Source organism: Marinobacterium maritimum (genome assembly GCF_039523155.1).
Lineage (GTDB): Bacteria > Pseudomonadota > Gammaproteobacteria > Pseudomonadales > Balneatricaceae > Marinobacterium > Marinobacterium maritimum.
The window spans coordinates 283,362-309,513 of record NZ_BAAAET010000001.1; the positions used below are offsets into that span (position 1 = coordinate 283,362).

Here is a 26,152-nt window from a genome sequence, read left to right on the forward strand (position 1 = left end):
CCCGTTAACGATAATAGATGCAGTCAGCATGGCGTCAGGCCGGCTCATGCTGCTGCAGGGTTTTGTTCAGCTGTTCGGCCTTGTCGCGGGCGGTTACCAGCTCGGCTTCGATGGAGGTACGTTCCTGTGCCTCTTCGGTCTTGGCCAATGCACGCTCCAGCTTGGTGACAGCGGCACGGGCCATGGCAGCATCGATCTTCAACTGCTTGAGGTCGACGCCCTGAGCGGCAGCAGCGTCGATCTGAGCCTGTTCAGCCGCCTTGAACGCCTTGTCTGCCTCGGCGTGGCGCTGGCGCAGTTCCTCAAGGGCCTGTTCGGCCTGGGTACGCTCATCACCTTCGAGACCGTCCAGTGCCGCTTCGGCTTTCTTCAGCTTGGTGCGCATGATTGACACCTGCTGTTTCAGCGCCTTCATATCGATCGGTGCCGCCTGGGCCGGCGCGGCTGAAGCGCCTGCGGCGCTTTCGGCATCCTTGTAGGCCTTATCCGCCTCATCGGCCTTCTGCTCCAGCGTGGTGAGGGTGGCACGCAGCTTGTCGAGTCCCTCAAGTCCCTTGTCCTCGGCGTTTTTCAGCGCGTCACGGGCCTTCTTCAGCTTGGTGCGCGCCACGGCCGCGGCAGTTTTCAGCTGTTTAAGGTCAGGGCCTGCAGCCGCTGCATCTGTTGAAGCACCGGATTCTGCCTGCTCAAAAGCCTGCTGAGCCTGGTCGGCACTCTCTTGAGCGGCCTTGAGCGCCGCTTCCAGTGTCGCCAGATCGCCTTCACCGCTTTCGCGTGCGGCATCCAGTGCCTTCTGAGCCTTTTTCAGCTTGGTGCGGGCGACGGCAGCGGCAGTTTTCAGCTGTTTGGTGTCGACTGCAGCGGGTGCCGCCGGCTTGGCACCTTCGGCTTTTTCCAGCGCCTGTTGTGCCTGCTCAGAGCTGGTCTGGGCGGCCTGCACGGCGGCTTCCAGTGCCGGAATGTCACCTTCTCCGCTGTCACGGGCGGCATCCAGAGCCTTCTGTGCTTTCTTTAGCTTGGTGCGTGCAACCGCAGCAGCGGTTTTCAGTGCATTGATATCCTGTACCGGCTCAGCGGCGGTCGTCTCGGTCTCTGCACTCTTACGTGCCTTCTGGGCACGGGCGGCTTCCTCGGCACGAGCCTTGCGGCGGGCTTCCTTCTCTTCCTGCTCACGCTCAAGGCGCGCCTGACGAGCCTCGAAGCGCTCGCGAGCATGATCGGCCTTGCGCTGTTCCGCTTCCTCGGTGCGGATCTCGGACTTGGCGAAACGATAGTACTGCACCAGCGGAATGCTGCTTGGGCAGACATAGGCGCAGGCGCCGCACTCAATGCAGTCAAACAGGTTGTGGTGCTTGGCCTTGTCGAATTCGCGGCCCTTGGAGAACCAGTACAGCTGCTGCGGCAGCAGGGTCACCGGGCACACCTGTTCGCACATGTTGCAGCGGATGCAGGGTTGTTCCGGCGGGGCCGGCGGCATTTCGTCGATGGTGGCGGCGATGATGCAGTTGGTGGTCTTGATCACCGGGATCTGGTCATGCTCGATGGTCACGCCCATCATCGGGCCGCCCATCACCAGTCGATAGAGCTTGTTCTCGTACACATTGGCCGCATCGAGCAGGTCGGCGAACGGCGTACCGATCAGCGCTTCCAGATTCTGCGGCTGCGCCACGGCATCACCGGTAACGGTGACGATACGTGAGATCAGCGGCTCGCCATGGTGCACGGCGCGATAGATGGCGGCCGTGGTGCCGATGTTCTGGCACACAATACCGATATCGGCCGGGATGTGGCCGCTGGGTACTTCCAGGCCGGTGAGCAGCTGGATCAGCTGGCGCTCGCCGCCGGACGGGTACTTGGTCGGCACCACGCGGATGTCGATATTCAGGTCGCACCCCTTGAGTACCGATTCCAGCGTATGGATGGCGTGGGACTTGTTGTCCTCGATGCCGATCATGATGTGGCTGGGCTTGAGCAGGTGGCTGATTACCCGAATGCCGCCGAGGATCTCGTGGGCGCGTTCACGCATCAGCATGTCATCGGCAGTAATGTAAGGCTCGCACTCCGCCGCATTGATGATCAGCGTGTTGACGATGTGATCGTCACCCAGGTGCAGTTTGACATCGGTCGGGAAACCGGCGCCGCCCATGCCGGCGATGCCGCAGCGGCGGATGTGTTCGATCAGCGCGCTGGGCTCCAGCTGAGTGTAGTCTTCCAGCCCCTTATGCTCGAGCCACTCATCCTGGCCATCGCTCTCGATCACGATGCAGTCGGACTCCAGGCCCGATGCGTGGGGGACTGGATGCGGACCGATGGAACGAATGGTGCCCGACGTAGGTGCGTGCAGGGAGGCGCTGATGCGGCCCACTGGCTCGGCGATCATCTGACCCTTGAGCACGCGGTCGCCCACATTGACCAGCGGGCTGGCCGCCATGCCGATATGCTGCTGCAGCGGCAGGTAAAGCAGTTTCGGCAGCGGCGCTTTGCGGATCGGCGTACGGGTCGACTGTTTCTTGTTCTCCGGCGGATGGATGCCGCCGTGGAATGCGAATACCTTGCCCATCAGTGCGCCTCCTGGTGTTGCAACTCGCCACGACCGCGATCGGTGGCGATCAGGTTCAGGTTGCGCGATTCAGCCGGTGCCGGCCACTTCCAGTTGGCGATGGTGGTTTCCACCGGAATCATATCGATACAGTCCACAGGGCAGGGTTCTACACAGAGGTCGCAGCCGGTGCACTCGCTGGAGATAACCGTATGCATCTGCTTGGCTGCGCCGAGGATCGCATCCACCGGGCAGGCCTGGATGCACTTGGTGCAGCCGATGCACTCATCCTCGCGGATGAAAGCAACCGTTTTGGCTTGTTCTTCGCCGTGTTCGGCATCAAGCGGGACCGCCTCGACATCGAGCAGGTCGGCCAGCGCCTCGATGGTGCTCTGGCCGCCGGGCGGGCACTTGTTGATTGCATCGCCGTTGGAGATCGCTTCGGCATAGGGGCGGCAGCCCGGGTAGCCGCACTGGCCACACTGGGTCTGCGGCAGCAGGGCGTCGATCTGGTCGACGATCGGGTTACCTTCAACCCGGAAGCGGACCGAGGCGTAGCCCAGGATGATGCCGAACACCACCGCCAGGCCAAACAGAATCAGAATTGCAGTAATTACAGTGGTCATTGCTCACTCCGCCTCAGAACTGCACGAGGCCGGCAAAACCCATGAACGCCAGCGACATCAGGCCAGCCGTCACCATGCCGATCGCGGCGCCGCGGAAGGGGATGGGCACATCCGCCACGGCAACGCGCTCACGGATGGCCGAGAACAGCACCAGCGCCAGCGAAAAGCCGACGGCAGCCCCGAAACCATAGGCGATCGACTCGACAAAGCCGTTCTGCTTCTTGATATTGAGCAGGGCGACACCGAGTACGGCGCAGTTGGTGGTGATCAACGGCAGGAAGATGCCCAGCAGCTTGTACAGCATGGGGCTGGTCTTGTGTACCACCATCTCGGTGAACTGCACCACCACGGCGATCACCAGGATGAAGGCGATCGTCTGCAGGTATTCCAGACCAAAAGGCTTCAGCAGTGCCGAGTAGACCAGGTAGCTGCACACCGACGACAGCGTCAGCACGAAGGTGGTGGCCAGCGACATGCCCATGGCTGTTTCCAGCTTGTTGGACACGCCCATAAAGGGACAGAGCCCCAGGAACTGTACCAGGACGAAGTTATTCACCAGTACGGTGCTGATCAGGATGAGCAGAAAATCAGTCATAGCCCCTGTCATTGCCTCGACCCCTGCAGGAGAGTCCTGCAAGGCGTATTAGAATCTGCTGAAATTTTACCGGATTTATAACCTCAGGGTATAGATCAGCCTGTTGATGTCTGGCAACCGCTGAGTCAGAAACCGGCCCAAAGGGCCGGTTGTTCTTCCTGATGCTGACTGATCAGATCAGTCCAGCCTGTTCGATTTGCTGCAGCAACTTACTGACTTGGGTGGCCGGTGCCAGTCCCTGCAAGTCATCGAGTGCCAGTACCAGGTCGGCTTCCTGTTCGGGCGCGTCGGTCAGCAGCAGTAAGCCGGCCGCTTTCAATGCCTGGATCTGATCCGCATTTTGCCCGGTCAGGGCCAGCGGCAGACGCCCGCGATTGAACAGCTGCTGCTCCAGCGTGAACAGCAGGGTGCTGCGCAGCTCGTCACTGGCGCCTTCCAGGCGAATCAGGGCAGCACTCTGGCCGCAACGCTGGGCGCGCAGCTCGGTGGTCACGACGGACTGGTCCTGAAGTTCGATCGCACTATCATCAGCCGCGGTCGTTTCGATCATGCCCGCGGCCACGGTGGCGTTGGTCAGGCGATCCACCACGATGAACGAGCCTGTGCCCTTGTGACGGCGGTAATCGTCAGCCACCACCGGACGCTCCAGTGTGACTTCTACCTGAGCGATCTCGTTCAGGCTCAGTGTAGCGGCTGGGATCTGTTCCAGCGTGTTGACGTCGATGCGGTGGCGGATAGCGCTGATGCGACCTGCGGTACGGGTGCTGGCCAGCTTGATCTCGTAGCTGCGGCCCGGGACCAGTTCCTGCTCGGACATCCACACCAGGTGGGCGCCAAATTTGGACGTGGATTCCGGCACCTGCTTGCTGTGTACGATGATGTCGCCACGGGAGATATCGATTTCGTCTTCCAGTGTCAGGGTCACCGCCATGGGCGCGAAGGCTTCCTGCAGTTCGCCGTCGAAGGTGACAATAGACTTCACCTTGCTGGACTTGCCGGACGGCAGTACGGTGACTTCGTCACCCGGGCGCACGATACCGGCGCTCAGGGTGCCGCAGTAGCCGCGGAAGTTCAGGTTCGGGCGGTTGACGTACTGCACCGGGAAGCGCAGCTCATCGAAGTTGGCGTCGCCGGCGATCTCAACGCTCTCCAGCGTTTCCATCAGTGACTCACCCTTATACCAGGGCATGTGCTCGGACGGGTTGACCACGTTGTCGCCCTTGAGCGCGGAGATCGGGGCGAAGTGGATATCCTTCAGGCCCAGGCCGCTGGCAAATTCCAGGTAGTCCTTCTTGATCTCTTCAAAGCGTTCTTCGCTGAAGTCCACCAGGTCCATCTTGTTGACGGCCACCAGCGTGTGCTTGATGCCCAGCAGAGAAACGATGAAGCTATGGCGGCGGGTCTGTACCTGGACGCCGTGACGGGCGTCGATCAGGATGATCGCCAGGTCGCAGGTAGACGCACCGGTCGCCATGTTGCGGGTGTACTGCTCGTGTCCCGGGGTGTCGGCGATGATGAACTTGCGCTTGGCCGTAGAGAAGTAGCGGTAGGCAACATCGATAGTGATGCCCTGTTCGCGCTCTGCCTGCAGACCATCAACCAGCAGTGCCAGGTCAAGTTCTTCACCGGTGGTGCCGACTTTCTTGCTGTCGCTCTGAATCGCGGCCAGCTGATCTTCGTAGATCATCTTGGAATCGTGCAGCAGACGGCCGATCAGGGTGGATTTGCCGTCGTCCACGCTGCCACAGGTCAGAAAGCGCAGCAGTTCCTTGTTCTCGTGCTGATCCAGGTAAGCATCGATATCAGTTGCGATCAGATCGGATTGGTGTGACATGTTTATCTCTTCCCGTGTTCTGTATGTGGAGCGCGTCCGGCGCGTCTCGAGTTGTACCTGCGCTCAGGGCGCGCTCTCACAATGAATGCTGTAGCCGCTTGTTAAGCCGAGATCAGAAGTAACCTTCCATCTTCTTCTGCTCCATGGAGCCGGCGCTGTCGTGGTCGATGGCGCGGCCCTGGCGCTCTGACGTGGTGGTCAGCAGCATCTCCTGGATGATCTCCGGCAGGGTGTCGGCGTCGGATTCAACGGCACCGGTCAGCGGATAGCAGCCCAGGGTACGGAAGCGGATGTTCTTCATCATCGGCACTTCACCGTCAGCCAGCGGCATACGTTCGTCATCCACCATGATCAGCATGCCATCGCGCTCGACGACCGGACGAACCGCGGAGAAGTACAGCGGTACCAGCGGGATCTGCTCCAGGTGGATGTACTGCCAGATATCCAGCTCGGTCCAGTTGGACAGCGGGAAGACGCGGATGCTCTCGCCCTTGTCAACGCGGGTGTTGTAGGTATTCCACAGCTCCGGACGCTGGTTTTTCGGGTCCCAGCGGTGGTGCTTGTCACGGAAGGAGAATACACGCTCCTTGGCGCGGGATTTCTCCTCGTCACGGCGGGCACCACCGAAGGCTGCGTCGAACTTGTACTTGTCCAGTGCCTGCTTCAGGCCCTGAGTTTTCATGATGTCGGTATGCTTGGAAGAGCCGTGCTCGAACGGGCTGATGCCCATCTCAACGCCTTCCGGGTTGATGTGCACGATCAGGTCCATGCCGGCTTCTTCTGCCATCTTGTCACGGAACTGGATCATCTCCTTGAACTTCCAGGTGGTGTCCACGTGCAGCAGAGGGAAGGGCGGCTTGCCCGGGAAAAAGGCCTTACGGGCAAGGTGCAGCATCACGGATGAGTCCTTGCCGATGGAGTAGAGCATGACCGGATTATCGAACTCGGCAGCCACCTCGCGGATGATGTGAATGCTTTCAGCTTCGAGCTGTTTCAGATGGGTCAGGCGGTGTTCCGGCAACAGATTCATCGTGCGACTCTTTCACTTGGTTGGTACACAGAGCCCGGAGTTAAGGGTGGGCTCATAACTGAACGGCATTATGGCGAAGAGGTTATAAAATAAAAAAGAATATATATGCATTCTTATATGTCAGAAAAGAATAAGCGGGCCGCGTATCCATACCTTTTATAGTCTAAGGTCCTAAGTTCCATAAAGGAATAACAAAATTATTAATTAGTATTTTACGTTATAAAGCTGCATGGGTAGCATGGCAGCCTGTTTCAATGACGCTTATCAGAGTGTTGGAAAACGCACCTAGGTTTTCAGCACCCTGTCAATAACAAGGTTGACCTGACATGTACCAATACACCGAAGTGGACCAGAAGCTGGTAGACGAACGGGTGGCGCAGTATCGCGACCAGACCCGTCGTTTTCTGGCTGGCGAACTGCCCGACGAGGAGTTTCGTGCTCTGCGCCTGATGAATGGCCTCTATATACAGCGTCAGGCACCGATGCTGCGTGTGGCTGTTCCCTACGGTCTGCTTTCTTCTACCCAGTTGCGCAAGCTGGCCCACATCGCCCGTACTTACGACAAGGGCTATGGCCACTTCACCACGCGCACCAATATTCAGTACAACTGGCCGACGCTGGAGTCTGTGCCTGATATTCTGGCCGAGCTGGCCGAAGTGCAGATGCACGCCATCCAGACCTCCGGTAACTGTATCCGTAACACCACTACTGATCCCTACGCTGGTGTGATCGCCAGTGAACTGGAAGATCCACGCCCCTGGTGTGAGATCATTCGTCAGTGGTCAACGCTGCACCCGGAATTCGCCTACCTGCCGCGCAAGTTCAAGATCGCCGTCACCGGCGGTCCTGAAGACCGTGCCGCGTCTCAGGTTCACGATATCGGCTTGCACCTGGTCAAGAACGACGCTGGCGAGATCGGCTTCGAAGTGCTGGTCGGTGGCGGCCTGGGCCGTACTCCGGTGATCGGCAAGCAGATCAACCCGTTCCTGGCACCGCAGGATCTGCTCTCCTACCTGGAAGCGATCATCCGCGTGTACAACCTGAACGGTCGTCGCGACAACAAGTACAAGGCGCGTATCAAGATCCTTGTGAACGCCATGGGTATCGACGCCTTCCGCGAACAGGTAGAAGCCGAGTGGGCCGAGATTCGCGAGTCTGACCTGCGTCTGTCGCAGGCAGAGATCGACAAGGTTAAGGCGCAGTTTGCACCGCCGGCTTATGAGGCCGATGCCGCCGACAGCAACCTGGATGCACTGCTGGCCCAGAACGATGACTTCCGTGCCTGGTACGAGCGCAACACCGTTGAGCACAAGGTGCCGGGTTACCGCATCGTTGTCGTATCGCTGAAGCCGTACCTGAAGGCGCCGGGTGATATCACCGACCTGCAGATGGAAGCTGTAGCCGACCTGGCAGACCGCTTCTCCTTCGGCGAGATCCGTGCCACCCATCATCAGAACCTGGTGCTGGCGGACGTGAAACAGAGCGATCTGCACGAAGTGTGGAACAGCCTCAACGCTAACAACCTGGCGCGCCCGAACATCGGTACTCTGACCGACATGATCGTCTGCCCCGGTTTCGATTTCTGCGGCCTGGCCAACGCCAAGACCCTGAACATCGCCGAACAGATCAACGAGAAGTTCGAAAACGTGGACTACATGCACGACATAGGTGAGATCCGTCTCAACATGTCCGGCTGCATCAACGCCTGTGCGCACCACCACGTGGGTCATATCGGTATCCTCGGCGTCGACAAGAAAGGCGAGGACTGGTACCAGTTCACCCTGGGCGGCTCATCCGAGGCGGAAGCGTCACTGGGCAAGTCCATCGGTAAGGCGATCGCCGCTGACGAAGTGGCCAACACCATCGAAAAGATTTTGCTGACTTACATCGACCAGCGCGACTCCGAAGCAGAAAGCTTCCTGGAAGTGGTACGTCGTGTCGGAGTAGAGCCGTTCAAGGAGGCCGTATATGCCGCTGATCATTGATCGCACCCCGGTAGCTGAAGACAAGTGGATCACGGTTGCGGAGGATCAGTCGATCCCCGCAGACGGTGCCATCATCCTGCCGCTGGCGCAGTGGCTGGAAAACCGCGAAGCCCTGGCCGGTCGTGAAGTTGGCGTCCAGGTCAACGGCGACGACGACCTGGACCAGGTGCTGGCGCTGAACGGCCAGGTTGAACTGATTGCCGTGGAATTCCCGGCCTTCACCGATGGCCGTGGCTTCAGCATCGCGCGCCTGTTGCGTCGTGACGGCTACAAGGGCCAGCTGCGTGCCGTGGGTGACGTGACCCGCGACCGTCTGGCACATCTGGAACGTTGTGGCTTCGACGCCCTGCTGGTACCGGAAGATCGCTACACGCCGGAAGTGCTGAACGCCTTCGACGAAATGAGCGTTCGCTATCAGGGTGGCGCCTCCGTAACCCGCCCGGCCTATCCGCAAAGCTGACAAGGAGAACAGGAATGAGCATCGATCTGGCAGCCGCCAACGCCGAACTGGCCGGCAAGACTCCTCAGGAAATTGTTGCCTGGGCCATCGCCAACAGCGACAAGCCGCTGGTGACCACCAACTTCCGTCCCTACGAGTCGGTGATCCTGCACATGGCGGTGCAGGCCAAGCCTGACATCAAGGTGCTGTGGGTGGATTCCGGTTACAACACCTCGGCGACTTACCGCTTCGCGGAAAAGCTGATCAAGGACCTGAACCTGAACATCGTCACCTACATCCCCGAGATGAGCGCCGCACGCCGTAACGTGCTGATGGGCGGCATCCCGGACGTGGACGATCCTCAGCACGAAGAGTTTACCCGTCAGGTGAAACTGGAGCCGTTCCAGCGCGCGCTAGGGGAGCTGAAGCCGGACCTCTGGCTGAACGCCATCCGCAAGGATCAGACCGAATTCCGTCAGTCACTGGATATCGTCTCTGCCAGCAAGGACGGCATCATCAAGGTGGCGCCGCTGTTCAACTGGACCGAAGCGGATATGGACGCCTACCTGGCCGAGCATAACCTGCCCAACGAGCACGACTACTTCGACCCGACCAAGGCGCTCGAAACGCGTGAGTGCGGCCTGCATACGCAGCTGTAATCACATTCGCTCGTGGTAGTTGAAAAAGCCCGCAATAGCGGGCTTTTTGGTGTCTGAAAGAAGTATCAACAAGTCGGGGTTTTATCAGCCACAGGCCTGCGGCGGAGTAAGCATTTACCTTTGCGTGATCAACCTGGTGGTTATAGCCGTCCCCCATGGGTATTCACCGAACATGCTATGAACCGAGATTAACGATCAGCAAGTCTGCTTTCACATTGTTGACGAGTTTGGGTACTGAACTGAATAGGCGGCTAACCAGGTTGTGGTGGTGGCCACATACAACCAGGTCAACATCACTGGTATTGACCAAACCGGCCACCTTCATATGTAAATCACCGATGACTGACAAAGTGTCCGTCACAGGATAGCCACACTCATCAACAAGGCTGTGCAGCTGCGCCTGTATACGTTGCTCCTCTTTTGGGTCTTCCGTCAGACGGTCCGTTTCGACATACACAATCGAAAGCTTGCTATTCGCCGGTTTGGCTTGCTCGATGGCTTTATCGATAAGTGTTTTACTTGCTTCAGACAAGTCCACGGTGACCAGAACATGTCGGTAGCTCATCACTTCTCTCCTGGTTAAAGGATTAGGTACCTGTCACAAGCTTAGCAGTTCAGGGGAAGCGGGAAGGTATGCAGCTGTAATCCCGCTACCCGGTCTCGCGCTTCGGTCTCGATTTGCGGGCGAGACCTTCACAGGGTGCTTAACGGGCTTCTGACGCCCTGAGCCCCCTGTTTCAATACATGAGTATAGATCTCGGTTATCTTCACATCAGCATGGCCGAGTTGCTGCTGTACCGTCCGTATATCCACTCCAGACTGCAGCAAGTGCGTTGCGAATGAATGCCGCAAGGTATGACATGACACCTGCTTGCGAATGTCAGCATCCCGCGCCGCTTTTCTTATCAGTTTGTTCAGGTTACTCTCATCGTAATGGTGCCGGCGCAGGAGTTTGCTGGCAGGGTCAATACTCAGGCGAGAAGCAGGGAAGAGATAATGCCAGCCAGACTCAAACGGCGCATTGGGATACTTGCGCGCAAGTGCATCAGGCAGCCACACACCCGCGTAACCTTCGCACATCAAATCCTGCTTGAGATAGTTCTCTACCCGCTCCACCTGCTGAGCCAGCAGGGGCAACAGCTCCTCCGCAAGCGTCACCAGCCGGTGTTTGCCACCCTTGCCGTTAAACACCCGAATTTGCCGATAGTCGAAATCGATATCCTTGACTCTCAGGCGCACCAGCTCAATGCGTCGCAATCCCGAGCCGTACAGCATGGCGGCCATCAGATAGCGGACTCCAGTCAGCTGGCCGAGCAGGGCGGCCACTTCCTTATTGGTCAGCACGACAGGCAGTTTTCGCGGCTTGCGGGATGGGCTAAAGCTGGAAAGGTCCCCCACCGTTTGGCCCAGGAATTTTGCTTTGAGAAAAACGATCGCGTTCAGCGCCAGTGCCTGGGTGCCGCCAGAAACATTGCGCTCAACGGCAAGAAAGGTCAGAAACCGAATGATGTCTTCATCATGCAGCTGGCGAGGATGGCGCTTGCCGCTGTACAGAATGAAGTACTTGATCCAGTAAAGATAAGTGCTGATCGTCCGCCGGCTGTAGCGCTGGACCAGCATGAAGTCCTCAACGGACTTGAGAAAAGGAGAACTCGACATGTACAACACCTCATCCATGAAATGTATGCAAATCGTTATACCCGCCGGGTGGCGTGATGTCGAGAAAAGTACCTTTTTATCCGGTTGCCAAAGTTCGAAGTCTTTGTACTTCAATGAGTTGCCGAGCAGTGGTCGGAATTGAAAGGTATACCCGATAATAATTATTATGAGGTCGAAGACCTCATTAACAGACTGTTAAGTTTCTATGAGTGAACTAGATATCTCAAATAATCCCTTATCACTTTTGGTCTCGCCAAAAACGATTAAGGTTGATCCTAATGAGTTGATAGCTCGGGAAGTAGAGCAAGATGATTTTTTCTTTAAAAAGTATTGTGATTATCTTGAAGGAAAAGTCAAAGGCTATATAACCCGAGTATCAATTTCACGAATTGAGCCAGGGTTTTATAAGCGTACAAAAAATGGGTGGGAGCACATTACAGATAATCCATCTCAAGAAGATATTGATTATGTAGCATCTACAATACGCGGGGGGTATCGACCTGCACTACATATTTATCAGAATCTCAATAAAGACAGTGGATTTGACTTCGTGTGCGCTGATGATGTGGCAACCTATCATGCATATCTATCTTTAGGAGTCAGTAAGCCTCCAGTTATTGTTCTCGGATCTAAAAAAGGCTTGGAAGAATCTGCGCTAACAATTAAGGGTTTTAAATGTACTTATAATCCTTACACTCACTTCATATTTTCAATGGAAAAAGTCAACCGAGACTCATTCCTTTCATTATTAGGAACTGATGTAAGCGATGACATATCTCTAGAATTAACAAAGCTAGAAAACTATATTGAGGTCCTTAAAGGTGAGTTTCGACAATTCCATTCAAATGAAAGATCTGATGTAAGCTACCACCAGATAATTTTTGGCATCCTCGCAAGAGCATCTGAAATGTTGAAGTCAATTAGAATTCTAATAGATGAAGATCTAGTTATTCAGTCAGCAAATATAGTGAGGAGTTTGTATGAGCTTTCGCTGAATTTTTACATGTGCTGGTTAAGCCCGCACGAAATCACACGGATGATTCAATTATCAAGCGTGATGTCTGAAAACGAGTGGAAAAAGGAATGTGATAAAACACTCAAAGAGCAGGTTGCCAATAAGCTCGATAGGAATTCTGCTGAAAAAATCAAAGAAGCTAAACTGTATCAGTTCAACATTACTAAATCGGTTATAGAGAAGGCTAGGCTTTCCCCTTTTGGTGAAGCTTATTATAAAGATGTCTATGCTTTCTTGTCTGATATTGCACATCACGACTTTAGCATGTCTGCAAGATATAAAGGGGCTTTAGAACATGGAGACGATACTGTATATGATCGGGATGTGAAGGACTCTATAGTAAGAATAGTTGATTTTTGTATTACAAAAATCTTTGTAAGAGTGGCAGATGATATTGGATCGGGCATTACATTTAGCAAAGACAAACTTAACAAGCAGCTGCACGGCGACCGTTTTTCCGCTGCTTCGCAGCTACACAACGGCGCGTGAGCTGAGCGTTAGCGTTGAAAGATGATTAAGCACCGAGTCATATGGGCCGCAGTTATGGGGCTGGCCTCTCTGCCAGCACTATGGGCAACACTGAATGGCGCCTCAGAACTGGTCATCACCGATAAAGCTATTGGAGCACTGGTGGTGGTCTTTCCATGGATCTCCCTTGGCGTCATGGTGGCTGGTTGGGTTCGAGATGTCCGTGTGAGTAGGTTCTGGCCTATTGTAGGAACATTAATAGCAGCCCCGCTCGCTTTGCCTGCGATGCTCATTTGGTTTTGGTTTTTTATTCCAGGAGTTGTGCTTGCTATTTGGCAGGTTCAATTTCATTTAGGAATTGGTACTTATGCAAGTAAGGAACGCTAACAAGGCCGTCAACGTTCAGCCCAACTGCGTTGGGCTCGGACCTTCGCTGCTGCGCAGCTTAGGCCCGTTACGGCGGCGTTAGTTGCTCGCACAAGGAGAATATCGAGTGCATTTTTTCTATCTAGATGAAAGTGGTGATACTGGGGCGAATTTGCAGGATGCACAGCAGCCAATTTTTGTGCTTGCTGGACTTAGCGTGGCAGATAAAAAATGGAATAACACTAAAGAGAGTCTTGATCGAATAATTTCTGATTATTTTAACGGCAATGTACCACCGGGGTTTGAGGTGCACTCAAATGAGCTTCTATCTCCAAATGGCGAAGGCCCTTTTGATGGGCATCCTATCCAGGATAGATTGCAACTGGTTCGAGATTTACTTGGCCTAATTAATGAACTTGGTCATCACGTCCATTTCTTCGCATTAGAGAAAGAGTCTTTGTTGAACGCAGAATGCGCCTTTAATACGGTATATGACAGTAATCACCCGTACCTTCTATCCTTTGACTACCTAATTACTTACATGAATTGGCACGTAAAGGAAAATCTCGGGCAGTCGGCTCGCGGTATGATTGTTCTGGACGAAAAAGAAGAGCATCACGAAAGTGTTGAAGCAATCATCCAAAATAGACGGTTTGAAGTTCCAAACAACCAAAAAGTGAAATGGATAGTAGAGTTTAGCTATCCTATTGACTCAAGAAAAAACCCAATGATCCAGCTTTCTGATCTTGTGGCATTGTGTATCCGTAGATTCTTGGAAATTGAAAAAGGCTATAAGCCGAACACACCAAATGTTGTCAAAACATTTTATGCAGAATGTTTCGATACAATCGATAAGCGCGTAAAGGTAGGAAGTTCATCGAGCGGAAAGGAAGGAGTCTTAATCACCTCAATGACCATTTGACGAATGTCCAGTGTAAACCTAGAACCCAATGGCGCAGAGCATATGGCATTCAACGCAACTAACAAAGCGCTGCTGTCGGACAAATTTTCCGCTGCGCTCCAAATTTGCCGCAGAGCGCGGCGTTAGCGAGATACTTATGAAGCTCATTCTGTTCATAGCGATTGGCGCAAACCTTCTGTCAGGTTGTAGCTCACATGCTTATTATGATGAAGCACAGATATTTCTTGGTGATGTTCAGCACATACTCATCAGTAACGGCATGTGCGATAACAAACAAGATTGTTCGAATAAGCAGCTTGTTAAGTTTGAAGCCGGAGGGTGGTCTTTCGGTCCATGGTCTGGTGGTGGCGTTAACATCAGCGTTTACCAAATCACCGGGAAAGCAATAGTTCAAGCATTGCATTCGTCCATCAGTAGCCGCCGGACTGAGATGCCGACGGTTTCGGTATATCTTCATGCTTACTCAACAAAGCATGGTGAACCTAAGACAATACTCGCGGAGTACGCGTACCAATGAAATTCGCTAACAAGGCCGTCAACGTTCAGCCCAACTGCGTTGGGCTCGGACCTTCGCTGCTGCGCAGCTTCGGCCCGTTACGGCGGCGTTATATGCCATGGAGACTTAGGTGAATTTTCCAGAAGATGCAGACGGGGATGTGCTTCGTAAGCTTGAAGAGGTTGGAGTAGATTTTTCTCAACCACAATCTGTCGATTTTAATGTTGATTTCGATGCGTGGCCTCCGTCGAAAGAAGCACTAGCTAAGTTACAGGAGCTGGTGGGCTCTATTGAAATATTTGAGCCAGAAGATGGGTATGATGGTTATGTCCTATTCACGCGGCATGGATTGCTTTCTTATGAATTGGTCGTATCCACCCAGCAACAGGTTACTAAGTTAATGTCTAATTATCGTGGGGTGTGTGAGTCTTGGGGTGTATTGCACTAATGGCATATAACAAGTTACAGCAGTTCACGCCTACGGTGCCGGACGCTCGTACCTCGCACCGCTGTGTAAGGCGTTATGCACAGGAAGAGATTGGTGCCATTGTTTGAAACAGAGAGGTTGATTGCAAGGAGGCTGTCCCATCAAGACGTTCCGGTACTCACCGCAATGCTCAGTGATCCGGAAGTCATGAAGTTCTCCGTCCGTGGAGTTTGCGACGAAGAAGCGACCCGAAAGTTTGTTGATTGGTGCCTTGAGTCTTATGCCTCTCACGGAATCGGGCCATGGGCATTGTGCGAGAAGAAATCAGGGAATTTTATCGGCTTCTGTGGCGTTGGACCGGAGTTGGTTGGCGATGTTGAAGAAATCAACCTAGGTTATCGTCTGGCGCGTAGGTTCTGGCATCAGGGGTATGCGACAGAAGCTGTCAAAGGTGTTCTCCAGTATGCTTTCGACCAAAAACACTGCGAGTCGGTAATTGTTATTATAGAGCCGGAGCATACAGCCTCCGTTAGGGTGACGGAGAAGGTCGGGTTCGGAGACTATACACTTCGAGAGTTCCATGCCCGACCAGTGCGGGGCTATCGAATGACGTGCGACGACTGGGCATTGCATAACAAATTGTTGTAGTGCGTTCCGGGCCTGGAGGCCCTACACCGGACGCCTAGTACGCTGCGCTCCGTAGTCGCCGCTAAACAAAAGCGTTATGTTGAAAACTAGGAATCAGATGTGTTTGAGCTATTAGCGTGGATGCAACTCTTGCTCGGAGGTGCGATGTACATCGTGCAGCTGATTTCCTCTATTAATTTTAAGTTGGCACAATCCCTAGGGATCCAGGAGGACCCTGATTACACTGATTCTCTGATCCAGCGCTCTGAACTTTACGTCGCCTATTGGGATCTTCTTACTCTTATATGGATGCCGGTTAGCGGTGCGCTCATGATTTTGGGGAGTGAAAGCTGGCCGTATTTCTCCCTTGTCGCCGGCGCCATCTATTTTGATGTCGCGGGAAGGGAGGCTGTCAAGAACCTGAGCTTCAGACACGAAGGCTTAAGGGTTGGAGCGCGCGCGCAGCAGAAGGTTTACTTCGCGAGCTACATTGCAATGGGTTGCTTGGGTGTTCTTGTTGCGTTTTACGCCCTGAGTTACCTGGCATGAACCTGGATGCCGGTTGGCTTTGTTTGAGCGGAGTTCAACATATCAAAGCGATTGAAAATCGTTCGCTTTGCTCACTGAGATCTCAAAAGCTACGCTTTTTTGGCCCTTTAACCGCGGCGTTAGGCTAACGGAGAACCCATGGCTATACCTCGAGAGAAAGTTAAGTATTTGTACGATAAGGGCGCTGAAAGCTACGATTTTGCAACTACCCTGTTCAGGCTGGCGGGGCTCAGAATGCAAACATACCGGTCTGAGATCGTAGAGTGTCTTGATTTGAATCCGGGAGATACCGTTTTAGAGCTAGGGTGCGGTACAGGATTGAATTTTCCTCTCATCTTGGAAAAAGTCGGGCCGCAAGGAAAGATCATTGGCGTTGATATCGCTCCTGGAATGCTTGAAGTAGCTCGCCAGAAAGCTCGCAGGAATAACTGGGATAATATTGAACTTATAGAATCAGATTTGACGCTGTTCAATTTTCCAGCTGGATTAGATGCAATATTTTCCACAGGGGTTTTTGGCTACATACCAGAATATGAAAGCGTGATAGAAAAGGCCTATATCGCGCTCCCATCAGGTGGCCGATTTGCTATTCTGGATGGAAAAAAACCAGAGAGCCTCCCCGGTTTTGTTTTCAAATTTGTATTAGCTATTGGCAAGCAATACGGCTATACCGATGAGTATTTTCAAGTTTCACCGTGGAAATCCGTAGAGAGGCTTTTTTCTAATACAATATTCAATACACGCTACGGCGGCATGATTTATGAAATATCTGGTGTCAAAGCATGATTACCGGCCTAACCAATTGCTCAGGTGCACTCCGGCCGCAAGCGGCCTCCACGGGACGCTCCACAGCGTTGCTGCTACGCGCCCTCTAGCAAAACGTTAAGTTTCCGAGTTACCCACGAACAGTAGACACCTTCTATAGTTAGGTTACCCCTGACGAGGAGGTGCAAGATGGCCAGAAAACTTCATGTGATTTGAGGGATTATCGTGTCTTCGAATGAAGATGTCCCAAATGCGGCTCAGGCAGGGTCCCCTCGCCAGTGGATCAGGGTAGTTATCCTGTATCTCTGCATACCACTGGTTCTTTTGGTGTGCGGAGGGGATTTTGATTGGTGGCAGGCGTGGCTGTACTCCGTGCTGATCCTGGCCGCTGGCATTGGTGGGCGCATATGGGCGGAACAACGGAATCCCGGGTTAATATCCGAGAGACAAAATAAGAATAATTTCCAAAAGGCAAAAGCCTGGGACAAAGTGCTTGCTCCGCTGATGGCGGTGAGTATCGCGTTTCCTACGGTCATCGTGGCAGGGATGGATCATCGCTTTAACTGGTCTCCCGAGTTTCCGCTATGGCTCATCGTGACTGGTTTCATTTTGATCTCGCTCGGATACGCTTTCGCTGCATGGGCAGTGGCAGAGAACCGCTTTTTCTCCAGCGTGGTGCGCATTCAGACGGATCGTGGGCATGTGGTGTGTGACACGGGCCCGTACCAATTTGTGCGGCATCCGGGGTATGCCGGAAATATTCTTGCACTGTTCGCTATTGTTCTTGCGCTGGGATCCCTATGGACACTGATTCCGGCAGCGATGGCAACAATCATCGCGGTGATTAGAACCGCGCTTGAAGACCAGACTTTGCAGGAAGAGCTGCCGGGCTATCGCGACTATGCTCAACGCGTACGTTATCGGTTGATTCCCTGGATATACTGATAGGCCGGAGGCTTGTAAGCTCGGGCTGCTCTGCTGTGCGTTACTAAATCTATAGAGGGATTTATGTCAGATATTGCTCAAACACCGGAACCGCCCTATTACGCGGTCATCTTCAGCAACCACCGTACTGAAGGCGACAAGGGTTACGCTGAAATGGCTGACCGCATGGTGGCGCTGGCTTCTGAGCAGCCGGGTTTTCTGGGTGTCGAATCGGTTCGCGACGGGTTGGGTATTACTGTGTCCTATTGGGGCAGCCTTGAAGCTATCAAAAATTGGAAGAGTAACGCTGAGCACCGGGAGGCGCAGAGGCTGGGCCACGAACAATGGTATTCAGCGTTCAAAGTGGGAATTGCCAAAGTTGAGCGAGACTACGGCATTTAACCAGTCGTTCAAGTTCGTTCCGGCCTGAGGGCCTCAAAGGTGCCGGCTTTCCGGCGCGGTGCACCTTCAAACCGGCACCTTGTCACGGCGTTACGTGGCTGAGCATCAGCTAGTAAAGCAGCCGATATGTCAGTGCCCCGCGGTTGAGCCACCGTCGATTTGCAAGGCCGATCCGGTAATGAAGCCAGCCTCGGGTGTTGCCAGGTACAGAATGGAGTTTGCAATTTCGGCAGGTGTGGCCATGCGTTTCAGTGGCGCATAGTTACAGACTATTTTCTCCAATCGTTCAGGGTCGTGGTGCTGGTCTATCCAGTCACGACGCACCATATCGGTATCGACATATCCCGGGCATACACAGTTAATGCGTAGCTGGGGGGACAGTTCCAGGGCCAGGGCTCGCGTCATGTTGACGACACCGCCTTTGGAGGCGCAGTAGATGGAAGAGTTGTGGTTGCCCATCAGTCCTGCGTCTGAGGCGATGTTGATGATACAGCCCTTGCTCAGTCGCAGGGCTTCCAGTGCTGCCTGAATGCAGAAGAAGGTTCCCTTCAGGTTTACGCTCAGGGTTTTGTCCCATAGGGATTCATCGCTAGCTTCTATTGCAACCGAGATACCGACCCCTGCACAGTTTACAAGCACATCGAGCCCGCCAAGCCCTTCAATCGCAGCTTTTACCACTGTTTCGCAACCGGATACGGATCCGATGTCCCCGGGAGCTGATACCAGCCGGCTGGTATCAGCAATCCTGTCGATTGCACTTGCAACCGATTCGACCGTACGGCCATTGATGGCGACGCAGGCACCTGCTTTATGAAAAGCATTGACCACCGCCTTTCCAATACCTCGTGTACCGCCGGTTACAAGTACACGTTTGCCCGTGAAATCAAATTGCATCTTAAAGCCCCGGTTAACTGTTGTTTCAGTTCAGAGTAGAGATATTTTTGGGCTGTTTAATAACCCAAATGGGGGGATCATCTATCCATACACGCATTCCAATTCAGGCTTAAGGGAAGGATGGTTTAAGCGTTATATGTTCGAGTTACCCACGAACGGTAGAGCCATCTATAGTTAGGTTATCCCTTGCAAGGAGGTCCGGAATTCGTGCTCAGGCAAGCAAAGCGTGAGCGGCTCTAAATTAGATACTGAGGTGGATCAGCGATGAACTTGGCAAATATTGTGGCAAGAGGCTGGGACGCCGTTGGTACCGGAGATTTCGATACTCTGGTTGCCGATTACATGGAGGATATGAGGTTCGTTATGCCTGGTCAGGCAGATGTTCTTGAAGGCCGGGCGGCATTCCGTGCAGCACTGGATGGCCTGGCAACACTTTTGCCGCCAGGCTTCGAAATTACAGCTCTACGGCAGATTCAAGGTACAGACGAGGTCGTTTCGATCGTTGAATGGAAGTCGGCGAAAGTCACTGGGTCACAGCTTGCGGTGCTGTTCAAATTCACTGGGGACAAGATCTGCGAGGAGCGCTGGTTTATCGACACCGAGCAGTGGAAGAGTGCGTTCTAAGGAGATATCTGATGACACTTGAAACGGCGATCCTGAGTCTCGATAACCCGGCTTTCTCGGCGTATGTGCTCGCTGCGTCGATCATGCTGTTGAAGCTTCTGCTGCAGCCCTGGATGACGGTTTACCGAATGATGAAGGTTCGCGCTGGTTTTCGGAGTCCCGAGGATGCCAAGAAGAGTCCTATCAATCCGAACCCTGAGCCCGGTCAGCTGGAGCCGAATGAATATGTAGAGCGCTCGCGACGAATGAATCTGAACGACCTGGAGAGTATTCCCGCGTTCCTGGTTGCTGGCCTGTTGTTTGTTCTCATGGATCCGCCGCTTGTTCTGGCTCAATTACTGATATGGCTGTACGTGATTGCCCGGGCAGCACACTTCATCGCCTATGCGACGGGACAACTGCATGATATCAGGGCAACGCTTTGGTCAGTCAGTTCGGTGTCAGTACTCGTTATGGTGGTCTACACACTGGTCCGTGTATTGATAGGTTGAAGCAGAGACAGTGCTGCGTACTGTGCGTGCAGGTACGCAAGAGTTGAGTTGGCGAGTATGAGTACGGCATTCGTGGTGCTGGCGGCGTTATGCTGGGGGCTATCCGGCGGGATCGGCGGGATGCTCATGGGCGATGGCTGGAGCCCGCTCGTGGTGTCGTTCTTTCGCGGCGCAATCGGGCTGCTGTTCGTGCTTGTGTGGCTGGCCTTGCGTCCGCAGGGCAGCGGGCTGGCCAGCGGACGAATGTGGTTCTGGTCGGTGATCGCGGGTGTCGGCGTAGCAGGCAACTTCGCTTTCTATTTCGTGAGTATTGCAGAGGGGAGTGTTGCGGTTGCAGCGACGCTGATGTATTGCGCACCGGTGTTCGTCTATCTTGCCTCCTTCACGCTCAAGCTCGAAAGCCCGACCCGGCTTAAGTGGGCCGCGATAGTGATGGTCATGGTTGGCATCGTGCTGCTGACGCGTGTTTACGAAACCGGGGCGGGTGGTGTTACGCCGGCAGGGGCTTTCGCCGGGCTGCTGGCCGGGCTGTCTTATGCCGTATTCATTTTCGGCTTCAAGTATGCGGCACCGCACGGCAGTCCCCAGGCGATTCTGGCGATAGCTTTCGCGGTACTTGCCTGCATACTGATTGGCCTTAACGATACTGAGCAGGCACTGGCCGTACTCAGTACACCGAGTTGGCCACTTTTCGTGATTCTGGGAGTGTTTGGCGCGGGGGTGTCGTTCATTCTCTATATTATTGGCCTCAACCATACGGCGCCTGCGGTGGCCTCAATTGCGGCCATGGTCGAGCCAGTCACGGCAGCGCTCTTTGGCGTCGTGGTGTTAAATGAGAATCTGGCGGTTGTTCAGATCGTCGGCATGGCGTTGATTCTGTTAACCGTTACCGCCCTGAGTGTGTTCTCGAAGGTTCCAGCGGAACTTGTTGTGGAGCCCCCGGCTGCCACGTAGCGCACTGAACCAGGGTATTCAGAGCCCCTGCACTCAATGAATGGCGCTCCGGCAGGTGACTTAACTAGACTTGTTTACAAGCAAGATCAGTATGCGAGGACTCTATGTCAGACTGCAAATCCAGGTCCAGTATCACCTGCGAGATTCGTTGCATGGACCCTGCCGTGGTCGGGGCCGCTTTGAAGCGGTTGCAGCCGGAAGGCGTGGAGTGGGTCTCCTATACGTGCCAAATCTCCGGAAAGACAGAATCGATCCTCCTGATCGGTGATGATCTGGCGTCCCGATTAACAGGGCTCTTGCCAGAGGCCGAAGATGCCAATGGGATGAAGGTCCTGGCAGGTCTCTACACTGCGGAATTGTGCGAATGCGATGTCGCGACTCTGACGAGGCTGTCCGAGGAGGAGGTGATCCGACAACTGGAACGATTTGCCTCTCGCGGGACGGTCACGCATCGAACAATTCATGGCATGAATTATTACCGCCTGGACTCAGAGGTCGTCCGACGGACACTGAAAGATGCGCTTGAGGCCCTAAGGTGAATGGCTTTGCTATCAGTGTATAGACGTTCTAACTGAAGTTTCTATTGTGGGAGGGGCGTAATGGTCGAGATAGTTTTGGAGTCCACAATCGAATGTCCCCACTGTGGTCATCGGAAAACCGAAACCATGCCAACCGATGCCTGTCAGTACTTCTACGAGTGTGAATCCTGCCATGCTTTGCTGAAGCCCAAACCGGGAGACTGCTGTGTCTTTTGTTCTTATGGCACTGTGCCCTGTCCGCCCATTCAGCAAGGATCAGGGTGTTGCAGCGCTGATCGATAAATTGTCTTATCAATACGCGGCCGGTGTCCGCCGGCTGCCCAATCCACGGCACAAGAAAGAACAGAAAACGAATAAGGCAGGTCGCGTTGCGCGTCCAGGTTCAGGATCACGTAAGAGATTTGTTCCGTAGCCGAGTCCGCATTGAAACGGCTGCAACCGGCTGGCGTGGAATATACCGCCTGGATTCAGAGGATGCCCGGCAGGCAATGAGTGAAGCTATAGAGGCTTTAAGTTGAATGACTTGGCGATTCTCGTAAAGGTGTCCTAACCTTCCTTTAAACCGGCCGCAGGAAGTGTTGCTGGCATGCTGGTGCGGAAACGCCCGGTGGCAGCGCCGGCTAATGCGCCATTAGCTGTTCAAGTGGCCCACGAACAGTAGACACCTCGGTACAACCAATGAGGTTCTATTAATGGCTAATTACGCAAAGCACAAGGAGAGGGGAGGATGGTAAGTTTAAAAGTAATATATGATGGATATCAGCATTGTACAGCTATCAAAGGTCCTCAGGACAAAATGGTCGAAATGGATTGCCCATATAGCGGAAAGGGAGAAAATTTCTCTCCAGAAAATATGGTGGGTTCGGGGCTGGCAGGTTGTATGCTTATATCGATGGGGATGGTGGCAATAAGAGATAAAATTGATATTGATGGAACGACTGTTGACATTGATGTAGAGCAGTCAGAAAAGCGCATTGAATCAATTTCTCTTGTTGTAAATATGCCTCATGCTTTTCCGCTACCAGAGCGTAAAAAGCTGGAAGGTGCGGCTGGATTATGTCCAATAAAATCAAGTTTTCACCCGGATATATCGATTAGTGTTGAGTATGTATATCCGAAGTTAGCGAATTTATAGATATATTTTATCTTTAAGGAAGTGTTCCATGTTTAACCACGATAATCAATCTTCTATGGACGGTTCGGTTGAAATGGTCGTCGGAAAATACCAATAAACAGGGGTTTGAAGGTTGAATTATATTTTATATGGCTCGAGTTGAAATTTTACATACTTGAGAGGTAATGAAGATGGGCAGTGAAGATAAAACTCAATCTATAAACAATGTTAGAATGTGCCCAATGGCATCAACCTGTAAAGGAATGGCACAAAAGCCTGGCTCAGTGTACCTGTTGATGCTCCCCGGTTTCCTTCTTGTCTTAGTCGGCGTGCTGATTATATTTGAACCGAGAATATTGGTTTGGCTTATTGCCGGTGTTTCGATCTTGATGGGAATCATGATGATATTATTTGCGAACTTTATACGAAAGATGAGTGAACACTTCAGTAACACAAGCAGGTGATGGCAGAGATTGAATTCTGTTGGTTTTACAAAAATTAACAACCATTAGTTTTTAATCAAGTATAGTAGTTGTGAACACAGCATGGTTGTGGAGGTTAATTATCGGTTTTGTTTTAATTATTTTCGATTGTGTAGTTTCCTGAATTTGTTTTTAAAGTAATAATCCAATTGCATTTTATATTGTATAAGATAAATTATAATATTGTTTGTCCGTCATGGTTTTTATGTTTTATTTCTTCTGCTTTCTCCGGCGCTTGGGGGGATGGCGTTCAGTGGAGGGTTTGCCGGTCTGATCTGGGGCTTGATCTGTTACCGCTTCTGTCGGCCTGTGCAGTGGAGTGAAAGTCTTTCTGGTTGAAGGGCATCTGAGGAAGAGAGGCGAAGCCATGGGCTTCGTCTCTCATAGGCGTGATCAATCAGTAATACAGTGTAACACCCAGAGTCAGGGCATCGACGTCAATATCTTCACCTTCGAAATCAAGCATGTAGCGTGACCAGTCGGCATGGACCGAAGCGACCTTGGCAAATTTGTATTCGATCCCCAAACCGAGGTAGGGGTCAGTGCCATCGGCGATTTCACCGCTGTACGAGCCTGCAGCGCTCACGCCGTTCAATGTGGCAGTGCCCGACAGCTTGGCATCAGACTCCCAGTTGATGAACCCGGCACGACCGTAGACGCCGACCTTTTCATGCAGCGGCATCATGCCCCTGACACCCAGGAAGAAACCGGCCGCATCGGCGCTGAACTTGCCGTCGAGGGTTAAGGTATCAGCTCCATCCGTGACGGTAACCGGCCCGCCTGCGGTTGAAGCGCTGAAATCACCCAGATCCGTATACCCGCCTTCCAGGCCAAAGTTGTCGTTAAATCGGTAGCCAATACCGAAGCTGTAGGTCAGGTCATTGTCATCAACCTTGATGCCGGTACCGGAAGGAATACTGACATCATCGTATTCTGCCTGACCAACGCCCACGAAGGCGTAGGTTCCAGCCGCCTGCACAGACGTGGCACTCAGAAGAAGAGCAGATGCAGCAACTACAGGGATCAACTTTTTCATCACGCAGAATCCTTTGTTTGAAAAAAGTGGTAAGCGGAATACTGCTTAACCTCCACCCCCAACTTGTGAATATAGTGGAGGTGGCGGTTTTCGCAAGCTGTGGCGGGGCCCTTGTTTACGCCGAATGGTGTCGTTAATCCTGTTTTAAGAGCGGTTCGCCGCCGTTGCTATCTAACTGGTTTATGTCGTCTATATTAGGGGTAGGCAAATTCCCAGAGAAACATGGTTTATTCCATCGCGCCTGAGTCATTACGGGCGCTTCCTTCGTTTCTCTGGAGTCAACAGGGGGCCGGGGCTATTCAGCAACGAGTTGGATAGAGGCATCTGCCAAGCCCAACTGGCAGTGGGCGCGTTCCGGTGGCGTCGCTGCATCAAAGAGCCTTAGAGCCATGAGTTCCACAAAGAATATCTTCGTTTTCGGTGAGGATAGCTTCAACCTGGAGCAGATGGAGGCTCTGCAAGAGATTGAACCTTACCGTTTTCATCCCCTTTTTCGCGCAGAAGAGGTCAAGCTGGGTGGCCGACTTCCAATCGAACAGCTATACGAGGAAGCCCTCGCACGGCTCGACCGGTTTGAGGGCTCCGTTGATGCCATCGTAGGTTACTGGGACTTTCCGGTTAGTACCATGTTGCCGCTGTTGCGTGCACCCTACGCCATGCCATCGCCCAGTCTCGAGGCGTTGCTGAAGTGCGAGCACAAGTACTGGAGCCGTGTAGAGCAGAAACGGGCGGTCCCGGAGTATGTGCCGGCGTTCGGCGTGATCGATCCGTTCGTTGATGACTATCGGGACCAGGTCAGCCTGGAGTATCCGTTCTGGATCAAGCCCGTAAAGTCGGTGGCGTCGATGCTCGGCTTCAGGGTTGCGTCCGATGAACAACTGGACGAGGCGATCGCTGCGATCCGCCGCGATATTCACATCATGGGGCGTCCCTTCAACGACCTGCTGAAGTTTGCCCATATCCCGGACGAAATCGCCCCGATCGATGGCAAACACTGTGTTATTGAAGAGATCATCTCTGAAGGGGATCAGTGCACGCTGGAAGGTTATGTCTACCATGGTGAGGTGGTGGTCTATGGCGTGGTCGATTCGCTGCGGGAAGGGCTCCATCACTCCTGCTTCTCGCGCTATCAATACCCGTCTAAGCTGCCGCAGCCAGTGAAGCAGGAGATGGCTGTGGCCTGTGAGCGGTTCTTCAAGCATATCGGTTTCGATAACGGCCCGTTCAACGTGGAGTTTTTCTGGAACCCGGAAACCGGCGCGATTCGGTTGCTCGAGGTTAATCCACGTATCTCTCAGTCTCACTGCCCACTGTTTCGGGATGTGGATGGGTTGAGCCATCACAAGGTGATGATCGACCTGGGACTCGGCCGCAAGCCCGACTTTCCCCAAGGGGTGGGGACTTGCCGACTGGCGGCGAAGTTCATGTGGCGCCTGCACATGGAAGACGGCCTGGTCACGCATCTACCGAACCGGGAAGAGCTGGAGCACATCAAGCGCCGCTTTGCCAACGTGGATTTTCACTTCATCGCCCACGAAGGGCAGAGGCTGTCGGATCTGAAAGGGCAGGACAGTTACAGTTATGAGATCGCCAATATTTACATTGGTGGCAACACGGAGCCGGAGCTGCTGGATACCTATGAGGAGATAAAGCAGGCGGTGGCGTTGCAGGTGGTGCCGGTCGGCTGAGAG

General features: G+C 53.5%; 29 protein-coding genes. 20 read left to right on the forward strand and 9 right to left on the reverse strand.

Annotated elements, in window-relative coordinates:
• Positions 1–34 precede the first annotated feature (34 nt).
• From rsxC to cysD, 5 genes are all read right to left on the reverse strand, one after another.
• Positions 35–2,560 (reverse strand): electron transport complex subunit RsxC, encoded by a 2,526-nt coding sequence (gene rsxC, locus ABD013_RS01275; RefSeq protein ID WP_343801072.1) that lies wholly within the window; start codon positions 2,558–2,560, stop codon positions 35–37.
• Positions 2,560–3,165 (reverse strand): electron transport complex subunit RsxB, encoded by a 606-nt coding sequence (gene rsxB, locus ABD013_RS01280; protein ID WP_343801074.1) that lies wholly within the window; start codon positions 3,163–3,165, stop codon positions 2,560–2,562. The genes rsxC and rsxB overlap by 1 nt, the downstream gene beginning before the upstream one ends.
• Before the next feature lie 13 nt (positions 3,166–3,178).
• Positions 3,179–3,760, reverse strand: a complete 582-nt coding sequence (gene rsxA / locus ABD013_RS01285) for an electron transport complex subunit RsxA (RefSeq protein ID WP_343801077.1) — start codon at positions 3,758–3,760, stop codon at positions 3,179–3,181.
• A 172-nt stretch (positions 3,761–3,932) separates the two neighbouring features.
• Positions 3,933–5,594, reverse strand: a complete 1,662-nt coding sequence (gene cysN, locus ABD013_RS01290) for a sulfate adenylyltransferase subunit CysN (RefSeq protein WP_343801080.1) — start codon at positions 5,592–5,594, stop codon at positions 3,933–3,935.
• Positions 5,595–5,706: 112 nt separating this feature from the next.
• A complete protein-coding gene (gene cysD / locus ABD013_RS01295) occupies positions 5,707–6,624 on the reverse strand; it encodes a sulfate adenylyltransferase subunit CysD (RefSeq protein ID WP_425543374.1) in 918 nt (305 codons plus the stop codon).
• Positions 6,625–6,950: 326 nt separating this feature from the next.
• On the opposite strand from cysD, the gene ABD013_RS01300 reads away from it, so the two are divergent.
• From ABD013_RS01300 to ABD013_RS01310, 3 genes are read left to right on the forward strand one after another with little or no spacing between them, the layout of a single operon-like run.
• Positions 6,951–8,609 (forward strand): nitrite/sulfite reductase, encoded by a 1,659-nt coding sequence (locus tag ABD013_RS01300; RefSeq protein ID WP_343801083.1) that lies wholly within the window; start codon positions 6,951–6,953, stop codon positions 8,607–8,609.
• Positions 8,593–9,069 (forward strand): DUF934 domain-containing protein, encoded by a 477-nt coding sequence (locus ABD013_RS01305; protein ID WP_343801086.1) that lies wholly within the window; start codon positions 8,593–8,595, stop codon positions 9,067–9,069. Before ABD013_RS01300 ends, ABD013_RS01305 begins: the two co-directional genes overlap by 17 nt.
• A gap of 14 nt (positions 9,070–9,083) precedes the next feature.
• Positions 9,084–9,707 carry a phosphoadenosine phosphosulfate reductase domain-containing protein gene (locus ABD013_RS01310; RefSeq protein ID WP_343801089.1) on the forward strand — a complete coding sequence of 208 codons (624 nt, stop codon included), beginning with the start codon at positions 9,084–9,086 and terminating at the stop codon, positions 9,705–9,707.
• Between the two features lie 175 nt (positions 9,708–9,882).
• On the opposite strand, the gene ABD013_RS01315 is transcribed toward ABD013_RS01310, so the two are convergent.
• Both ABD013_RS01315 and ABD013_RS01320 read right to left on the reverse strand, forming a co-directional pair.
• Positions 9,883–10,272: a universal stress protein gene (locus tag ABD013_RS01315; RefSeq protein WP_343801092.1), complete on the reverse strand. Its 390-nt coding sequence runs from the start codon at positions 10,270–10,272 to the stop codon at positions 9,883–9,885.
• A gap of 128 nt (positions 10,273–10,400) precedes the next feature.
• Positions 10,401–11,480 (reverse strand): integron integrase, encoded by a 1,080-nt coding sequence (locus ABD013_RS01320; RefSeq protein ID WP_343801095.1) that lies wholly within the window; start codon positions 11,478–11,480, stop codon positions 10,401–10,403.
• Between the two features lie 91 nt (positions 11,481–11,571).
• Here ABD013_RS01320 and ABD013_RS01325 point away from each other — a divergent pair, with 91 nt between their 5' ends.
• From ABD013_RS01325 to ABD013_RS01370, 10 genes are all read left to right on the forward strand, one after another.
• The gene (locus tag ABD013_RS01325; protein WP_343801098.1) at positions 11,572–12,870 is read left to right on the forward strand and encodes a DUF5677 domain-containing protein; all 1,299 of its coding nucleotides are present in this window, start codon (positions 11,572–11,574) and stop codon (positions 12,868–12,870) included.
• A gap of 21 nt (positions 12,871–12,891) precedes the next feature.
• Positions 12,892–13,236, forward strand: coding sequence for a hypothetical protein (locus tag ABD013_RS01330; protein WP_343801101.1), 345 nt, complete (start codon positions 12,892–12,894; stop codon positions 13,234–13,236).
• 106 nt (positions 13,237–13,342) lie between these two features.
• On the forward strand, positions 13,343–14,137 hold the full coding sequence (locus ABD013_RS01335; RefSeq protein ID WP_343801104.1) for a DUF3800 domain-containing protein: 795 nt from the start codon (positions 13,343–13,345) through the stop codon (positions 14,135–14,137).
• 136 nt (positions 14,138–14,273) lie between these two features.
• Positions 14,274–14,654: a hypothetical protein gene (locus ABD013_RS01340; RefSeq protein ID WP_343801107.1), complete on the forward strand. Its 381-nt coding sequence runs from the start codon at positions 14,274–14,276 to the stop codon at positions 14,652–14,654.
• Positions 14,655–14,763: 109 nt separating this feature from the next.
• The gene (locus tag ABD013_RS01345; protein ID WP_343801110.1) at positions 14,764–15,081 is read left to right on the forward strand and encodes a ribonuclease E inhibitor RraB; all 318 of its coding nucleotides are present in this window, start codon (positions 14,764–14,766) and stop codon (positions 15,079–15,081) included.
• Positions 15,082–15,174: 93 nt separating this feature from the next.
• Positions 15,175–15,708 (forward strand): GNAT family N-acetyltransferase, encoded by a 534-nt coding sequence (locus tag ABD013_RS01350; protein WP_343801113.1) that lies wholly within the window; start codon positions 15,175–15,177, stop codon positions 15,706–15,708.
• A 144-nt stretch (positions 15,709–15,852) separates the two neighbouring features.
• Positions 15,853–16,236 carry a hypothetical protein gene (locus tag ABD013_RS01355; RefSeq protein ID WP_343801116.1) on the forward strand — a complete coding sequence of 128 codons (384 nt, stop codon included), beginning with the start codon at positions 15,853–15,855 and terminating at the stop codon, positions 16,234–16,236.
• A gap of 138 nt (positions 16,237–16,374) precedes the next feature.
• The gene (locus tag ABD013_RS01360) at positions 16,375–17,022 is read left to right on the forward strand and encodes a class I SAM-dependent methyltransferase (RefSeq protein WP_343801119.1); all 648 of its coding nucleotides are present in this window, start codon (positions 16,375–16,377) and stop codon (positions 17,020–17,022) included.
• Positions 17,023–17,373: 351 nt separating this feature from the next.
• Positions 17,374–17,946, forward strand: coding sequence for a methyltransferase family protein (locus ABD013_RS01365; protein ID WP_343801122.1), 573 nt, complete (start codon positions 17,374–17,376; stop codon positions 17,944–17,946).
• A 63-nt stretch (positions 17,947–18,009) separates the two neighbouring features.
• Positions 18,010–18,327 (forward strand): antibiotic biosynthesis monooxygenase family protein, encoded by a 318-nt coding sequence (locus ABD013_RS01370; protein WP_343801125.1) that lies wholly within the window; start codon positions 18,010–18,012, stop codon positions 18,325–18,327.
• Positions 18,328–18,456: 129 nt separating this feature from the next.
• Here ABD013_RS01370 and ABD013_RS01375 read toward each other — a convergent pair whose 3' ends face one another.
• The gene (locus ABD013_RS01375; protein ID WP_343801127.1) at positions 18,457–19,221 is read right to left on the reverse strand and encodes an SDR family NAD(P)-dependent oxidoreductase; all 765 of its coding nucleotides are present in this window, start codon (positions 19,219–19,221) and stop codon (positions 18,457–18,459) included.
• Positions 19,222–19,485: 264 nt separating this feature from the next.
• On the opposite strand from ABD013_RS01375, the gene ABD013_RS01380 reads away from it, so the two are divergent.
• The 6 genes from ABD013_RS01380 (at position 19,486) to ABD013_RS01405 (ending at position 22,964) form a co-directional block, all read left to right on the forward strand.
• Positions 19,486–19,845: a nuclear transport factor 2 family protein gene (locus ABD013_RS01380; protein ID WP_343801129.1), complete on the forward strand. Its 360-nt coding sequence runs from the start codon at positions 19,486–19,488 to the stop codon at positions 19,843–19,845.
• 11 nt (positions 19,846–19,856) lie between these two features.
• Positions 19,857–20,336 carry an MAPEG family protein gene (locus ABD013_RS01385; protein WP_343801131.1) on the forward strand — a complete coding sequence of 160 codons (480 nt, stop codon included), beginning with the start codon at positions 19,857–19,859 and terminating at the stop codon, positions 20,334–20,336.
• 57 nt (positions 20,337–20,393) lie between these two features.
• Positions 20,394–21,290: an EamA family transporter gene (locus ABD013_RS01390; RefSeq protein ID WP_425543375.1), complete on the forward strand. Its 897-nt coding sequence runs from the start codon at positions 20,394–20,396 to the stop codon at positions 21,288–21,290.
• 152 nt (positions 21,291–21,442) lie between these two features.
• Positions 21,443–21,829 carry a hypothetical protein gene (locus tag ABD013_RS01395; protein ID WP_343801137.1) on the forward strand — a complete coding sequence of 129 codons (387 nt, stop codon included), beginning with the start codon at positions 21,443–21,445 and terminating at the stop codon, positions 21,827–21,829.
• 60 nt (positions 21,830–21,889) lie between these two features.
• Entirely contained in the window at positions 21,890–22,111 is a 222-nt protein-coding gene (locus ABD013_RS01400; RefSeq protein WP_343801140.1) for a GDCCVxC domain-containing (seleno)protein, read from the forward strand.
• A gap of 445 nt (positions 22,112–22,556) precedes the next feature.
• Positions 22,557–22,964, forward strand: coding sequence for an OsmC family protein (locus ABD013_RS01405; protein ID WP_343801142.1), 408 nt, complete (start codon positions 22,557–22,559; stop codon positions 22,962–22,964).
• Positions 22,965–23,822: 858 nt separating this feature from the next.
• Here the strand turns inward: ABD013_RS01405 and ABD013_RS01410 are convergent.
• Positions 23,823–24,461, reverse strand: a complete 639-nt coding sequence (locus tag ABD013_RS01410; protein ID WP_343801145.1) for a porin family protein — start codon at positions 24,459–24,461, stop codon at positions 23,823–23,825.
• 389 nt (positions 24,462–24,850) lie between these two features.
• Here ABD013_RS01410 and ABD013_RS01415 point away from each other — a divergent pair, with 389 nt between their 5' ends.
• Complete coding sequence (locus tag ABD013_RS01415; RefSeq protein ID WP_343801148.1) at positions 24,851–26,149, forward strand: ATP-grasp domain-containing protein; 1,299 nt, start codon at positions 24,851–24,853, stop codon at positions 26,147–26,149.
• The last annotated feature ends 3 nt before the right edge of the window (positions 26,150–26,152 follow it).